We start from the raw sequence: 15,887 nt of genomic DNA on the forward strand, positions 1-15,887 counted from the left end.
GATTATTCAATTGCTGATAGAATGAAGCATGTTAGAATGATAGAAATAGAATGCAGATTGGGAAAAGTAAGAATTATGTCGAAATCTCTGAATCCGCTTGCATTTACATCCCGATTGTTAGAGAATAAACTAGAAAAGTGAGTAAATCCTCCTCATAACAGATGTTCATAAAGGTTGGTTCTTAACACGGCTACCTTTATGGCTCCGCTCTGAGGGATGAAATAACCATACTGTCTTGCATAAGGGAAGGGAGACAACATTCATGAGCAATACTAAGCATTCCGTAGTTATCGTTGGCTACGGTGGAATGGGAAGCTATCACGGTCACTTGATTACAGAGAATGGAAGAGTAGAGGTCAAAGGTACTTATGATGTGCTTGAGGAGCGTCGTGAAGCTTCGAAGCAAGCGGGCTACCCTGCTTATGACAGCTTTGAAGCGGTGTTGAACGATTCTTCAGTTGAGGTTGTATTAATTGCAACGCCAAATGATGTGCATAAGGATCTGGCTATTCAAGCTTTGCAAGCTGGCAAGCATGTCATTTGCGAGAAGCCGGTTACGATGTCTGTGAGCGATTTCCAAGACATGGTCGCGGCAGCTGATGAGGCGGGCAAGGTCCTGATGGTCCACCAGAATCGCCGTTGGGATGAGGATTTCTTGACTGTTAAGCAAATGTATAACGAGAGAACAATTGGCGACTTGTTCCAAATCGAGTCCAGAGTACATGGGGCGAACGGAATTCCAGGCGACTGGCGTCATATCAAGCAATATGGCGGCGGCATGCTGCTGGATTGGGGCGTTCATTTGCTGGATCAGATGGTAGAGATGATTGATAGCAAAATTACTAGCGTTAGAAGCCGGCTTAGCTTCATTCTTGGTGATGAGGTTGACGATGGATTCGAGGCGGTTTTACAATTTGAGAATGGGGTTACTGCTTTAGTTGAGGTAGGAACGACCAACTATATTACTTTGCCAAGATGGTATGTGAAGGGTACCGAGGGTGCTGCGGTAATTGAAGACTGGTCCTTGACCGGAAGAACCGTAACGCGGAATAATGAAGTGGGCAAAATTGAGCCTAAGCCGATCCGGGCTGGCGTTGGATTAACAAAGACGATGGCACCGCCATCTGAAGAAGCGACGATTACCGGGGTTCTTCCAGAACCGTTCCAGCGTTCGAGCAGCTTCTACGATAATTTCGCAGATGTGCTAGAGGGCAAAGCGGATCCGATCGTGAAGAATGGCGAAGTACTGCGCGTATTGAATCTGATTGAAGCAATATTCAAAGCTGACGAGACCAATGAAGTCGTGAAGGATTTTGATATTTACGAGCCTGCGGGCAAATAATAGTGAATAAGGATGGAGCCTGACGGGAGGTGGAAGCACTGAGGCCGTTGGGCTTTTTCTGTCTAATGGGTTACCTGAGTTAGGATTGGAGGTTGAATTGTGGAGAAGACGATCAAGGAACAGATTCTGGAATTGGCTGAGGAGGAATATCGTCTATTTAGTTCGAAGCTGATTCCAAATATCGATAATATCTCTGGGGTACGCTTGCCAGCTCTGCGGAAGATCGCCCAGAGAATCGTCCGTTCTGATTGGCGTTCCTATTTGGCTGAGGCCGAGGACGACTATTTCGAGGAGACGATGCTGCAGGGCATGGTTATCGGCTATGCGGTGAAGGATATCGATGAGATGCTGGAATATACAGCGCGGTTTGTTCCGAAAATAAATAATTGGTCGGTATGCGATAGCTTCTGCGGCGGATTAAAGCTTACGAGATCGCATCTGGACAAGGTATGGGATTTCCTGCAGCCTTATCTGCAATCCGATCAGGAGTACGACATTCGCTTCGGGGTAGTCATGCTGTTGGAATATTACGTGCTGGAGGATTACATCGATCGTGTGCTGCAAATTTTGGACGGAATTAGACATGAGGGCTATTATGTAAAAATGGCCGTAGCTTGGGCGGTCTCGATCTGCTATATTAAGCTGCCTGAACCGACATTGGCCTATTTACAGCATAGTACGCTCGATCTTTTTACTTACAACAAGGCTTTGCAGAAGATTACGGAATCCTACCGTGTAGATCAAGCGACTAAACAGATGATTCGCAGCATGAAGCGCAAAGCCTAATATCAAAACCCACCGCTAAAAGGCTGATAGCCTAACGGTGGGTTTTGCTTCATTTCAATTACTTATTAGATTTGAAAGTGAGCTTGTCCCCATCTGGGAAATGGATTTTAAGCTCGAATTCTTTATAGTTGTCAGCTAATTGAAATGCCGTCAAAGTACGAGAGATAGCGTCCTGCTTCGGCGTATCTTTTTCAATTTCCAGCTTAATTAGGACCTTCTCAAGCTGCTTCAGCGCTGTGGCTCCTTGTATCTTCGTAGTAGTCTTACTTCTCTCATCTTCAATTTCAGCTTGAATCATGCCGTGATAATTCTTGTAATCCACCTCATATTGTCCTTGCGCGTAATCAACTTCCAGCTCGAATTCAAGAAAATTGGCGATGCTGGTTGTCAGTTCCTCTGTATTCGTCCCTTTAATTGAATTGTTCTGATTCGACATCTCTCGATTGTCAGCGGCAAAATGAGCGCTGCTATGGTGCTCATTATGCACGATGACGAGCTTTAAATCAGTCACTTTATATTGCGTGATTTGGGTGAGGATCGATTGCAATTTATTCGACTCCTGGCTGGCTGCATTGGCGATTAAATTGGCCTCGGACGCTGAGAAGTTCTGCGCGGTCCAGGTGTCTTCTTGTTGGAGCATCTCTTGTACAACTTTAATAGAAGCGGCGTCAAGTACCTGTCCGGTTAATGCCTCGATCTGATCTTGATTGAATAGGACAACCGTCTTGTAACTGTCCTTATATATTGTGGTCATCGTAGTATCAGTATTGTTCTCCCCTGAAGTAGAAGGGTGATTGGTATCCTCGGCTGGCGTGGTCACTTTATCATTAGCAATTCCTATCGTGTTGGAATTTGTCTCGGAAGGTGTGGCATCCGCTGACTCTAGCGGACGGGGCTTGGATTTGTTCAGGCTTGGAATCAGAATTAGGGCTCCCGCGATAACTACAACAGCAATGCAAGCAACTATTTTTGTGGTTGTCTTGTTCATGTTGTCATTCCTTTCTCTGTGCATTGTGACAATTATCTCAAAGACACTTTAACATAGAACCCCGCCCCCCTAGATTTGAAAATGTGAACAATCTTTTAACAACCGATGATATGGATTACAATTCCGGCTTAAGTTATTTACAATAGGGGCTGAAGTGAGTAAATAATGGAGGGTTATTGAGTGAGAAAATCATACATAGCCGCATTTATCTATCTATTAATCGGGTTAGGATTTGGTGTGTTTTCGAGAGAATTCACGAAAATACAAGGCTTTGACGGGTATACGGTTTTAAATGTTCTGCATACCCACGTTCTTATTCTCGGCTTTATGTTCTTCCTGATCAGTCTGATTCTTTCGAAGCTGTTCTCGGTTCATCAGACCAAGTCTTTCAATGTCTGGTTCATCGTCTATAATATCGGTCTGGTCCTGACGATCGGCTCTATGACGGTGCGCGGAATATTGCAGGTGAATGGCAACGATATGGCAGGCCTGAGTCATATGGCAGGTCTATCTCATTCGATTATCGGCATCGCCTTGATCTGGTATATGCTGTTGCTGAACAAAGCGTACAAACAGCAGTAATATAATAGCACTATCGAGCACAAAGGCATGGTCCCCAAGGTTAAACCTCGGGGACCATGCCTTTAATGATTAAATCCCGCCTATAGCAGGCTCGATCCGCTACGTTCCAGATCCAGCAATTTCGTCTTCATCTCAAGTCCGCCGCGGTAGCCGGTTAATGTCCCGTTCTTGCCAATCACCCGATGACAGGGAACGGTAATCAGAAGAGGGTTAGCTCCGATTGCGGTACCTACTGCGCGAACCGCCGCTGGCCTTTGGATATGATTGGCAATGTCTGAATAAGAGCATGTTTTCCCATAAGGGATCGCACAAAGAGCGTCCCATACTTCTTTTTGAAATGAGGTTCCCTCCAGCGCAACAGGAAGCGAGAAATACTGCCGTTGCCCCTGTAGATATTCGCTCAGTTCAACGGAATAGGGACGGAGGATTTCATTGTTCTCCATCAGCTGGTATTCCTTATAATGTTTCGCTACCCACTTGCTTAGCTCTTCGAAATCCTTATTCTGAGATCCAACGTAGCAGAGCCCTTGCTCGGTAGCAGCCAGGTAAATGCTCCAGTCTTCCTGCGACAATTTAGACCAGTACACCGTCATGTGCGAATTTTGCTTCATAATAAATCGTCTCCTTCATACGGAATGCTTGCGTGTTCTTTGCGATATTGAGCTGGGGTGACTCCAGTCCGTTTCTTGAATAGGGTTATAAAATAAGCTGTATTCGCCATTCCAACACTGGCTCCAACTTTGGCGACCTCAAGCCCGGAATGGAGCAGCAGTTGCTGGGCTTTAGCAATCCGTATTTGCTGGATGTATTCGACCGGCGTTACACCCTTGATTTTTTTAAAAGTCCGATGAAGGTGGTAGGGGCTTCCATGACTGACCTCAGCGAGGGTCTGGAGGGCAAGCGAAGCAGAGTAATTGTTATCAATGTAGTCCGTGACAAGCTCAATCCATTCATCATCAGGCAAGCGCTGACCGGTTGGCCTGCAGCGTTTGCAGGGCCGGAAATTCTCGGATAAGGCCTGCTCAGCGTTTTCGAACAGGCGGATATTCTCCATTTTTGGCGGCCTCGATTTACAGGACGGTCTGCAGAAGATACCCGTTGTCTTGACGGCATAGAAGAACTCTCCGTCATAGGCGGGGTCATTGCCAACAATGGCGTTCCACCGCTCACGGGTTAGCTCTATGGGATGAAGATGCATGGAAGTGTGCTTCAAGTGTAATCCCCCTGGTTTCATATCGGCTTCGTATATTAATATACTCCTTAATTGGGATCATCGTACGCTTTTTAAGCTGTAATAGCAAGATAACGAAATTATGGGGGAGGGGTTTATTTTAGATTATCGTATTTGACAACGGGCCATTTCTCTTTGCGAAGAGCGTCCAGTAATTCGGGGGTCGCATTTAGGTTAGCTTGCACAAGCTCACGCGGCGTAAGGGCCATCCATTGATTCAAGGAGATATCTGCAAAGCGGTCGCTCTTGAATATTTCAAGGAACCAGAGGGTGTCGTTCCCGGTGTTCTGGATATAGTGTCCGAAGGCGAAGGGGACATAACCGACATCTCCCGCCCGGACGTTAAAGGTGCGCGCGACTCCGTTACCGCCGAATACAGTCATTCGACCTTGACCCGTCAAGTAATATTGCCACTCATCATTATTGGGATGCCAGTGCAGCTCGCGCATCCCGCCCGGCTTAATCTCGACCAGTGCAGCCGCAACTGTCTTGGAGATGGGGAAGTTGGTGGTATCAGCGATGCGGACACTACCGCCCGGTGTCTTCAGTGGGGTCTGTGCCAGAAGCTTATGCTTGAAGCTAATGGGAATCGTACCGTAGGGAGATTGAACCTCCTGACTAGCTAATGATCCTGGGACCTTGTCCGGGAAAATATAAAGCTGCTTATCGGGAATACCATCGAAAGCAGCTTCATCTACTCCGAAGTTGGAGGATAGGACTTCTTTGGGCGTATGGGCGAACCAGTCTGAAATGGATAGTGTATTCAGATCTGAGAAATTGCCGTCATCAAAGACAAGCAAAAATTCACATCCGTTCTCAAGCGCTTGAATAGAGTGGGGGATACCCGCCGGAAAATACCATAGATCTCCCGCCTCAATATCAGCGATAAAATTCCGTCCATTCTGATCCACCGCGGTGACTCTGGCACTGCCAAGCAGCATATAGGCCCATTCAGCTTGCTGATGCCAATGTAACTCGCGTACCCCGCCTGGGACCAGACTCATGTTAACGCCTGCCAGGGTCTTCGCGATCGGCAGATCCCGTACGGTAATTTCTCTTGACCATCCGCCCTCATTAAGCTGCATATGGGTATCAGAGTAAGACATAACCAGATTCGGCATTAGCCCGGAATCGGTAACCGGAGGCACCAGCATATCAGGGTTCTCCCGGTCTCTCATCACATCCCGCGGTCCATAATCGGGCCCGCCTGTACCATCGCTGCGTATCGGTTGGGGGATGCGAGGAGGTTCACAGTTGCTTTGTTCTGAATTTGCCATTAAATGATATCCCTCCTTGAACACGGGCATCATTTCCGCCCATTCAGAATATGTTTATGAGTTAGGGCTTGGATAATAGTATTATTCATCGAGCCAGTTATGGGATAAAAGAAAACGCTCCTCACAAACGGCGGGTGTAAGCTCGTTTGGAGAAGCGTAGTTAGGGTTGTTCATTTTGAGGAATAAGGGCTTATTTATGATGTAATTATATGAGGCCTTCGTCCATAGCTTTACAGATCAAGGTTGCAAACAGGCTATTGGACCATGCGAACCAAGGGCGACTGAAATCACTTGGATCATCTGGATGGAAGCCTTCGTGCATATAACCTGTATCGGCATCGGTGTCAATCAAGGTCTGGATAAGTTCTTTGATCTCCTCAGGGTTGTTGGAAGTCAATGCTTGTACAGATAATGCCATATGCCATACATAGCCACCCGGTGTATGCGGGCTACCGATTCCTTTGGCATATTTGCCCTCAAAATAATACGGATTGTCGAAGCTAAGCGCAAATCGGCGGGTATTCTGGTAAATCGGATCGTTGATATCGGTGTAACCGATGTATGGAATCGTAATCAATCCCGGTGTACCAGCATCGTCCATCAGACAGTAGTTACCATGGCCATCGGTCTCGTATGCATAGATCTTCCCGTATTTAGGATGATCCACGATCCCGTAGGTTTGAATGCCGAAATCAATTTCGTTGCGCAGCTTCTCGGTGCGAGCGGCAAGACGGGCATCGCTGTAAATTTCGGTTGCTATCTCCATGATATGACCGAGAATCACTACTGCGAACATGTTACCTGGAATGTTGTATCCGTACAGATTGGCGTCATCGCTTGGCCGGAAACCGGACCAGGTCATCCCGGTATAGTTAGACGGAAGTCCACGGCCGTTGTTCTGAAGTGTTTCTGTATGCTGCTTCGTTTGCCGGATGAAGTGATACAGTGACTTTTGGTCATGATGCTGTTCGGTAATCATCACATTTACAATCGAAGTGAGTGCTTGATATACCTCATTCGTGAACACATCTGTAATCCCGGTTTCTTTCCAATAGGAGTAGAGAAGCTGCACCGGGAAGCAAAGGGAGTCGATCTCATATTTCCGCTCCCACATCCACGGATTTAAGTCGCAGTCGTCTGAATCTCTGTAGTGCTTATCGTTAGCTATCTCATTGAACGCATTCGTATACGGATCAATGTTAATGTAGAACATTTGGCGGGTGATTAGTCCGCCGATCATGTGCTGTAGTTCCTTGTCATGTTTGGCAAAAGGAATGTAGTGACGCACCTGCTCTGTAGAATCGCGTAGCCACATAGCTGGAATATCTCCAGTAAATACGAATGTCGTGCCGTCATCGAGCAGCTTTGTTGTCGTTTCCAGTGTATTAGGGAAGGTGTTTCTGAACAGTTGCTGCAGTTTAGGATTATGCGCCAGTTTCTTATCGGCTTCATCTAGAAATTGTGATATCGAAGCGGGTAAATTCATGAGTCGGACTCCTCTCGAAAATTAGGATTGTTTGAGTTGCAGGGTATTGCACACCTAAATCCTCAGCCTTTACAAATGCACTTGCCTTGATCATCAAGCAGAACACCCTTCTGCAAATCAAGTTCAATTTGTCCCAGAAGGAAAGGGCAATGTCAGTGCATCATTCTTATTGATGCAACAAATGTATGCGTGTACAAAATGATGTCTGATCAAGGCAGGAGTTGATCGACATTGCGACTTCTTTAGACAGATTCACATAACTTCATAGAATTAACAATATGTATGATTTGCACGTGCCAACCTCTGAAAAAACGACATAGCTGTACCTTAAAAAAATACATAGCTAGTGAACTACAGCGACAGCTTGCTGCTGCCATCCTGAGGGTGCAAAGAACTCATAAATCCTTATCTAGCAAGGGATTTGGCGATCAGGAAATGACAATGCAGAATCCACATATTTACGGTATGAAGCTATTTTCACTACAATTTTGCTTGTAAGCGCTAGCAGCTATACTCATCAAATCTCGGTATGAACTGGATTGATGAGTGCTTGCGCCAAATGTTTTCCGGGCAATGACAGCAAGAACTAGAACAAGTTAGGAAAGGAGAGGACTTAGGACATGAGAGCAACACGTAAAGCTGCTGCACTACAATTAAAGACTGCGGGTAAAAGTTCATTACTAACGAGAATTCTGAAGAACTGGGAGTTATATATATTTATCGCCCCAGCGTTCTTATACTTCGTGATTTTCCAATATGGACCGATGTATGGAATTCAGATTGCCTTCAAAAATTTCACTCCGTCCCAAGGAATTACGGGGAGTGAGTGGGTCGGTTTTGAACATTTTAATCGTTTTTTTCATTCCTATTACTTCAAGGATTTATTGTGGAATACGTTCAGCTTGAGTTTCTATGAGCTTGCAATCGGCTTCCCGCTTCCGATCATTATGGCGCTGGCCTTTAATGAAGTACGAAACGGATTTTTTAAGAAAAGCGTGCAAACGATTACTTATGCCCCGCATTTTATTTCTGTCGTCGTTATGGCAGGGATGGTTATTACCTTCTTGACGCCTTCAACAGGAGTTATCGTAAAGCTGATCGAGCTCTTCGGAATCGACGCTCCGGCATTTCTGACTGACCCGCGTTGGTTCAAGACGGTGTATGTATTATCCGGTGTATGGCAGAGCACAGGCTGGGGGACGATCATTTATCTGGCCGCGTTATCCGGAGTAGATCCGCAGCTGCATGAAGCAGCGATCGTCGATGGTGCCAGCCGGTTCAAGCGGGTTCTGAACATTAATTTACCTACGATTGTTCCGACGATAATGATTTTACTCATTTTGAACGTTGGCAACATTCTTGGTATAGGGTATGAGAAAGTATTGCTGCTTCAAAATCCGTTGAATATGGACTCCTCGGATGTAATTTCGACGTTTGTATACCGATCTGGTCTCGTTAGCGCGCAATACAGCTTCTCGACGGCCGTAGGCTTGTTTAACTCCGTAGTGAACGCTCTGTTGTTAATTACAGTTAATAAAATCGCCAAACGGACAAGTGAGACAAGCTTATGGTAAACAGGAAGAGAGGAGGGGCTTATTGATGGCTACTGTTGCAATTAAGGAATCGAAGACAGACAAAATATATCTGGTCATTAACTATTTGTTTCTTGTTATTGCTCTGATCGTTGTATTGTATCCTTTGTTGTATATTATCAGCGCATCGATCAGTGATCCGAAATATGTAAGCTCGGGAGAGATGTGGTTATTCCCTAAAGGATTGAATTTGAAGGGATACAAGCTCGTATTTGACAATCCAAAGATTTGGTCTGGTTACGGCAATACGATTATGTACACGGTGCTAGGAACGATGGTGAATCTGGTTGTTACTTTGCCAGCCGCTTACTCGCTAAGCAGACCTGATTTTGTTGGGCGCAAATTTTTTATGGGCATGTTTCTCGTAACGATGTTCTTTAACGGGGGACTCATCCCAACTTACTTACTTGTAAAAGGCCTTGGATTAATCAACTCGATAGGAGCGCTCATTCTACCGACGACTGTATCCGTCTACAACTTGATTGTTGCCCGTACGTTCTTTGAATCCAGCATTCCGAAGGAATTGAATGAAGCTGCTTACATGGATGGTTGTACAAACTTCAAGCTGTTCATCCGGATTATAATTCCTTTGTCGGCACCGATAATCGCTGTTATGGCTTTGTTCTACGGAGTGGGGCATTGGAACAGCTATTTCCCGGCACTGATCTATTTGAACGATGAAGCAAAGTATCCGCTACAGATGATATTGCGCCAAATTCTCGTTCTGCAGGAGATGTCAGCGGATACGACAGTTGCAGCCAGTGGTGACGCCGCTATAGCGATGAAAAACAAGGCGGAGATCGCTGCGCTGGTTAAATATGCGGTTATTATTGTATCTACGCTTCCTATCATTATCGTATACCCGTTCCTGCAGCGTTATTTCGTTCAAGGCGTTATGATCGGTTCAGTAAAAGGCTAAGACAATTTCAGCTCATAACAAGCGTTTTTTAGATGGTTTCAACTTATAACATAATAGTGAATTTCATAATTAGGAGGGAAATTACTTCGATGAAGATTACGAGGCACCCTAACAACCCGATCGTTGTTCCAGGGGGATATGAATGGCGTAAAGTTACTGTATTTAATCCTGCCGTAATTATTGATAATGGGAAGTTTTATATGATAGAGCGAACAGCAGGTTCATTGACTCCTTGTAAAAACTACCTTGGCTTACTTGAGAGTGAGGATGGTGTAAACTTCACCCATGTGAAGGACGAGCCGATCCTGACCCCAGACGAGCTTGGTTTCCCTTATGGAAGCGTACAGGATCCACGTATTGTCAAAATTGAGGATACATTCTACATGAATTACGCTTTGCGTCCTTGCGCCATGAACTATTACCCAACGAACCGCGGTGTTCCTGAAAGATCGATTCCCGAGTATCCGGATGGCTGGGGGAAGCAGGAAGGCCATTGGCTAACCCGTTCTTCTATTGTGCAGTCCAAGAATCTGATTGATTGGGAATTCGTAGCGGATACGACTCCGCTCGAAATCAATGATCGTGACAATATTCTGTTCCCGGAGAAGATCAATGGCAAGTTTGTATTACTTCGCCGACCAGAGGAATACATCGGCGAGGAATACGGTACGGACAAAGCTGCGATGTGGATTACTTATTCCGAGGATTTGATCCATTGGGAGGAGCCTAAGCTGCTCGCCAAGGCAGAGAATCCAGTATGGGAGTCCAGAAAGATTGGGGGTTCTACTCCGCCAATAAAGACAGACAAAGGTTGGCTGGTGCTGTACCATGGGGTTGATGATGAAGTAGTGTATCGGGTTGGAGCGATGCTGCTGGATTTGGAAAATCCAGAAAAGGTTATTGCCAGAACGAGAAACTTCATTATGGAGCCTGAGACTTACTATGAAAAATTCGGCTTCCAAATACCGAATGTAGTATTCCCTACAGGTAATGTGGTAAAAGATGATCTGCTATATATATATTATGGCGTTACGGATACGGCAATAGCCTTAGCCACAGTTCCGTTGGATGAATTGGTCGATCACATTCTGAACGAGTCTGCTTCATGTTAACGAATAAGCCTTCCCGGTACGGGAAGGCTTATTGTTTATGCAGTGCGCCCGGCAGGGTGTCCGTCGTGAGCAGTATGAGCGTCTAGGAAACTTGCACTTAAGCAATTGAACCACCGTATACCAAACGGTACGTACGGTGGTGTGAGAGGTCGGCTACTCAACTAATGGGTAGCCTCCGACTCGATTTTTCTTGATTTTCGTGTTGCTTGCGGTATTGCCCTGGCGTGACTCCAGTTTCTTTTTTGAACTTACGGATAAAGTTTGGAGCGTCCAGATATCCAACCTGCTCGATGATCTCTTTCAATGGGGCATTCGTAGTTATAAGCAGTCTTTTCACTTCTTCCATTCTTCTCTCCCAAATATATTGCGTGAAATTAATCCCGGTTCTGTCTTTAAACGTACGGCTTAAATAAGAGATAGATACCGAGTATTTCAGTGCGACATGCTCCAGACTGAGCGTATAGTCCGCGTACCTCTGATCCACATAAGAGACAATATCCTCGAAGAGCGATGGCTGATCCGTCTCCGTATTCCGTTCAACCTGGTCACAAATGCGTCTAGTTAAATCAGTTAATCCGACTTCAAGTTCTTCCAGCGTTTCATAGACGGTATAATTGTTGAGACTCTTGAACACTTCGGTTACACCGAGCTCATAGGATGTCCGCAGCATGGAGTTCAAGAGATCAGAGCAGATACAGCGCAGCAGGGCGGGAGACAACGCTTCCTCTTTGATCTGTCTGATGATATCGCCGATAACCTGATTGGCCACGGACTCATTTCCCTGCTTCAAGCTCTGCTCAAGCTTAAGGAATGATTTCTTTGGAATCCAGAATGCCTCTGCCTCGGTAACAACAATATCCTGAAGCTGCTCGAAATAGGTAACTCGTCCGTTTACCCCTATGATACGGTTATCTATTGCAGTTGCAGCCTCGATAAAGGATTGGTTCATACTAGCAAGATCGGGATATGGCAGACCAACGCCGAAATATGGAATGACCTGGGCATTGTCGATAACGATGATCTTAATCGCTTCAATAATCGCTTCGATTCTTTTCTGCACCGATTCACTGCTATCAGCTGGCATTGAGACCAGTAAGGCAAACTGATCTTTTGTATTGAACTCGATACCGAAAATACGAGCTTTAAGGTTCGGGAGTTCCAGTTCACTAAGCATTTCCTGCATATAATGCTGGATGGACAAAGCTTCATCGGCTACTGCGTAGTCATCCCAGGCCAATATAATAGATAAATATAGTCCTTGTTCACCAGGGTATTCCAGACCCGAGCGGATGATCATGCTCTCGATATCAGGATCATTCGGCTTACCATGCTTGAACAGCAACAGAAGACACTGGTTTCTCACAAAAGGAATCTGGGTATCGATTCTTGCGCTGTATTCATGAATGGTCTGCTTGATCCATTCCCATTCGTTACGAGTACGGGCAGAATGATTTGAATTGTACTTCTGTTTGGTGAACTCAATGATATCCTTGATAGGATGATACTGCCGCTTGGCCAGAAATACTGCAGCAACAACACCTGATATTACCGTAACAAGAAATACGATAAGTATTAATGTCTGGATATGCACCACTTTACTAAAGAACTGATAGCTCGGTATGGTGGTGACATAGGTCCAGTTGTTCTCTTTGGATTTGGTGGATACGACAGAGTGCTGTATACCATTTAGCTTCATATTGTGTATCCCAGGCTCCAGTGTGGACAGCATATGAATCGTTTCCGGAGAGATTTCGGTTTCCTTGTTGACGGATGTCAGCAGCTGACCGTCATGAGTGAATATATACCCATTGCCCGAAAAGTTGTTCAGAATCGTATCCATGACACCTGTAAACATAGCCTCGTTAACCATATATACGACTGTTGCGTTGGGATAAAGGTCCGTTGGCTTGATCGGAAAGAGCATCGTCAGAGTTGAATCCTTACGTGAATTCACCGTTACATATTCCGCCGGGCGAACGATTGGCTGATTGATTTCGTTCAGATCGTGGTAAATTTGCTTGCTGTTCCAATTATCGTAATGATAAAGGTTACCAAAGACTACATCGATGTCTGTTAGTCCACGGTAGGAATAGATTTGGTCATCGTTATGAAAATAGAGAAAAAGATCTTCTAATATTCCGCTGTTCGCCTTGTAATTTCCTAGTGTCTCAATGGCTTCCATGCTGTAGTACGGATCGTGAACCATGTAAGAGCTAAGCTTCTGGTCATAGGCAATTCTGCTCGTGATATGCTGCAGTTCGCTCATTCGCTCATCGATTGTAATTTTGACCTGATTTAGCTGATTAAAATTAGTCTGCTCTATCTCCTTACGAAGGGCGCTGACTGCGTTCTCATAAATCAATAGGGTAACGAGGGTTAAAGGTATCAGGAAAATCAGGATGTAGGATAGCGTATACTTGAGCAGTAGCTTGGATTTAAAGCCGTTCCAGGATATGAGAAACTTGGATTCTATAGATATCTTCGGTGCTAATTTGGCCATAGTTGCGTTCTCTCTCCTAAATGTTATCAACATCATATAGTAAACATTATAATGTTCTGATCATTATTATGGACGAAAAAATGACGGCTGTAAAGGAAACGATTTCATTAGTGGTTTATATAACATGTAAATCTATAAAGTAAAAAATGACATATGTAAAATTTGCATTCCAAACTGATTTAACAAAAGACATATATTAAGCTATAATGGTCATCTTGATAAGTGGTCTGTTGCTCCTATTAACGCAATTCCTAACGTTTATCCGTGAAAAATGACAATGGCAAAATCGACATATTTACGCTTAATGACGACCTTGCTTAGAATTACTACTGTAAGCGCTAGCAAATAATCGTCCAAAACGTCAGTTTAGGAAAGCCCTTGCAAGCGCAAGCCAAACATAATAATGCCGGGGAAGAGGCTCCAAGTGAAGCAAGATTCCTGCGCTTATTCATTTGGTCAATATATTCTAAGGGGAGGCAATGCATGTGATTAAAAAGAAAAAAATCTTCATGTCCATACTTGCAACGGTTATGGCACTATCTTTGCTGAGCGGCTGTGGGGGTAAAGGGGAGGATAGCTCTGCAAGCGGCGGCAGCGGCAATGCGGAATCTACGGTTAATAAGGAAGGATATCCGATTGTTGACAAGCCATTGACTCTGTCTATTATGGCTCCTGATATGGGGATTCAGAACTGGAAGGACATGCCTGTTATGCAAGAGATGGAAAAGCTTACAGGTATTAAAATTGAATACCGCAATGCGCCGAGAGACAGCTTCGACACAAAGAAGAATCTCGTATTTGCTAGTGGCGACTATCCGGATATTTTCTTTGCCGCGAAGTTGACTCAAGCTGAAGAACAGACATACGGCAGCCAAGGCATCTTACTTCCATTGGAAGACTTAATTGATGAGTATGGACCTAACATTAAGAAGGCGCTTGAAGACAATCCGGATATTCGTAAGTCCATTACTGCTCCTGATGGACATATCTATTCCTTGCCGCGTATCGAGCCTTATCAACCATGGTATAGAAACCCGATGTGGTATAACGGCAAAATTTTGAAAGAGCTTAACGTTACCAAGCTGCCCGAAACAACGGATGAGTTGTATGATCTATTGAAGCTGTTTAAGGAGAAGGATCCTAAGAACATTCCTCTGTCTTCTTCCTCAGGCATCAAGTTGAGAGATATCAGAACATGGATTTTGGGTGCCTTTGGAGCGTATGAGGAAGAGCTCTATATAGATGATAATGATGTGGTACACTACACACCTGTTGAGGACTCATATAAAGGGTATGTAACTTACCTGAATAAACTGTGGAACGAAGATTTGCTGGATCATGAGTCCTTCTCGCAAACCGATGATCAAAAGAAAGCCAAGATCAAAAACAATCAGGTTCTGTTGTTCTCTGACTGGCATGCATACATGTCGCTTGGCGACCAACCAAGCACAGAAGATCCCATGTTTAGTCCTGTGAAGAGCAATATGGTGGATCAACCGGCGATCGCTCGGAACAAAGGCTTCTCTACGGGAACATTTGCGATCTCTAGGACGAACCCTAGTCCAGAGGCATCTATTCGTTGGGTCGACTACATGTACAGTTCTGAAGGACAAATGATGTGGAATAAAGGACCGGAAGGAACTTTGTGGAAATATACAGATGATTCCAAACAATCGATTGAGTATTTGCCTGTACCAAACGGAGAAGACAGAGAGGATTTCCGTTCGAAGATTACTCCTAACTTTGGTATCGCTTCTCCGATGATCGTACCTGATGAGCCTGTTAAGGATGAGTTTGCGAAGTGGGTTGAAAATGAGTCCCAGACGAAGCTGCTTAACCGTGGTGCTCGAGTTCCATTCCCAGCCCTGTTCTTGACAGAAGCTGAGTCGGCTGAAGTTACAGCGCTTCGTTCCGATCTGAGCACTTATGTGGCGCAGATGGAAGCTAAATTCATTACGGGCCAAGAATCTATCGACGGTTGGGATAAATATGTCCAAACCCTTAAGAAAATGGGATCTGACCGCTTCCAGGAAATTTATCAAGGTGCTTATGACCGCTGGAAGAACAGCTAA

At 45.0% G+C, this 15,887-nt stretch carries 13 protein-coding genes; 7 read left to right on the plus strand and 6 right to left on the minus strand.

Annotated elements, in window-relative coordinates; genetic code table 11:
• The first annotated feature begins 262 nt into the window (after positions 1-262).
• Both EI981_RS06785 and EI981_RS06790 read left to right on the plus strand, forming a co-directional pair.
• Positions 263-1,342, plus strand: coding sequence for a Gfo/Idh/MocA family protein (locus EI981_RS06785; RefSeq protein WP_126996619.1), 1,080 nt, complete (start codon positions 263-265; stop codon positions 1,340-1,342).
• Between the two features lie 99 nt (positions 1,343-1,441).
• Positions 1,442-2,128, plus strand: coding sequence for a DNA alkylation repair protein (locus EI981_RS06790; RefSeq protein ID WP_126996621.1), 687 nt, complete (start codon positions 1,442-1,444; stop codon positions 2,126-2,128).
• Between the two features lie 58 nt (positions 2,129-2,186).
• Here the strand turns inward: EI981_RS06790 and EI981_RS06795 are convergent, their stop codons facing one another.
• Positions 2,187-3,116 (minus strand): YusW family protein, encoded by a 930-nt coding sequence (locus EI981_RS06795; RefSeq protein WP_162616118.1) that lies wholly within the window; start codon positions 3,114-3,116, stop codon positions 2,187-2,189.
• 180 nt (positions 3,117-3,296) lie between these two features.
• On the opposite strand from EI981_RS06795, the gene EI981_RS06800 reads away from it, so the two are divergent.
• Complete coding sequence (locus EI981_RS06800) at positions 3,297-3,698, plus strand: DUF2871 domain-containing protein (protein WP_126996625.1); 402 nt, start codon at positions 3,297-3,299, stop codon at positions 3,696-3,698.
• An 80-nt stretch (positions 3,699-3,778) separates the two neighbouring features.
• Here EI981_RS06800 and EI981_RS06805 read toward each other — a convergent pair whose 3' ends face one another.
• The 4 genes from EI981_RS06805 to EI981_RS06820 all read right to left on the minus strand — a co-directional run bounded on the left by EI981_RS06805 (position 3,779) and on the right by EI981_RS06820 (position 7,692).
• Entirely contained in the window at positions 3,779-4,309 is a 531-nt protein-coding gene (locus EI981_RS06805) for a methylated-DNA--[protein]-cysteine S-methyltransferase (RefSeq protein ID WP_126996627.1), read from the minus strand.
• Positions 4,306-4,896, minus strand: a complete 591-nt coding sequence (locus tag EI981_RS06810) for a bifunctional transcriptional activator/DNA repair enzyme AdaA (protein WP_127004431.1) — start codon at positions 4,894-4,896, stop codon at positions 4,306-4,308. Before EI981_RS06810 ends, EI981_RS06805 begins: the two co-directional genes overlap by 4 nt.
• 128 nt (positions 4,897-5,024) lie before the next feature.
• Entirely contained in the window at positions 5,025-6,206 is a 1,182-nt protein-coding gene (locus tag EI981_RS06815; RefSeq protein WP_126996629.1) for an oxalate decarboxylase family bicupin, read from the minus strand.
• Positions 6,207-6,411: 205 nt separating this feature from the next.
• Positions 6,412-7,692 carry a glycoside hydrolase family 125 protein gene (locus EI981_RS06820; protein WP_126996631.1) on the minus strand — a complete coding sequence of 427 codons (1,281 nt, stop codon included), beginning with the start codon at positions 7,690-7,692 and terminating at the stop codon, positions 6,412-6,414.
• Positions 7,693-8,312: 620 nt separating this feature from the next.
• On the opposite strand from EI981_RS06820, the gene EI981_RS06825 reads away from it, so the two are divergent.
• The 3 genes from EI981_RS06825 to EI981_RS06835 all read left to right on the plus strand — a co-directional run bounded on the left by EI981_RS06825 (position 8,313) and on the right by EI981_RS06835 (position 11,315).
• Positions 8,313-9,266, plus strand: a complete 954-nt coding sequence (locus tag EI981_RS06825) for an ABC transporter permease (RefSeq protein WP_126996633.1) — start codon at positions 8,313-8,315, stop codon at positions 9,264-9,266.
• A 25-nt stretch (positions 9,267-9,291) separates the two neighbouring features.
• Entirely contained in the window at positions 9,292-10,203 is a 912-nt protein-coding gene (locus tag EI981_RS06830; RefSeq protein ID WP_126996635.1) for a carbohydrate ABC transporter permease, read from the plus strand.
• Positions 10,204-10,292: 89 nt separating this feature from the next.
• Positions 10,293-11,315 (plus strand): glycoside hydrolase family 130 protein, encoded by a 1,023-nt coding sequence (locus EI981_RS06835; RefSeq protein WP_126996637.1) that lies wholly within the window; start codon positions 10,293-10,295, stop codon positions 11,313-11,315.
• A gap of 157 nt (positions 11,316-11,472) precedes the next feature.
• Here the strand turns inward: EI981_RS06835 and EI981_RS06840 are convergent, their stop codons facing one another.
• Complete coding sequence (locus tag EI981_RS06840) at positions 11,473-13,815, minus strand: AraC family transcriptional regulator (protein WP_126996639.1); 2,343 nt, start codon at positions 13,813-13,815, stop codon at positions 11,473-11,475.
• Positions 13,816-14,294: 479 nt separating this feature from the next.
• Here EI981_RS06840 and EI981_RS06845 point away from each other — a divergent pair, with 479 nt between their 5' ends.
• Positions 14,295-15,887 carry an extracellular solute-binding protein gene (locus tag EI981_RS06845; RefSeq protein WP_418789043.1) on the plus strand — a complete coding sequence of 531 codons (1,593 nt, stop codon included), beginning with the start codon at positions 14,295-14,297 and terminating at the stop codon, positions 15,885-15,887.

This window comes from Paenibacillus lutimineralis, assembly GCF_003991425.1.
Taxonomy (GTDB): domain Bacteria; phylum Bacillota; class Bacilli; order Paenibacillales; family Paenibacillaceae; genus Fontibacillus; species Fontibacillus lutimineralis.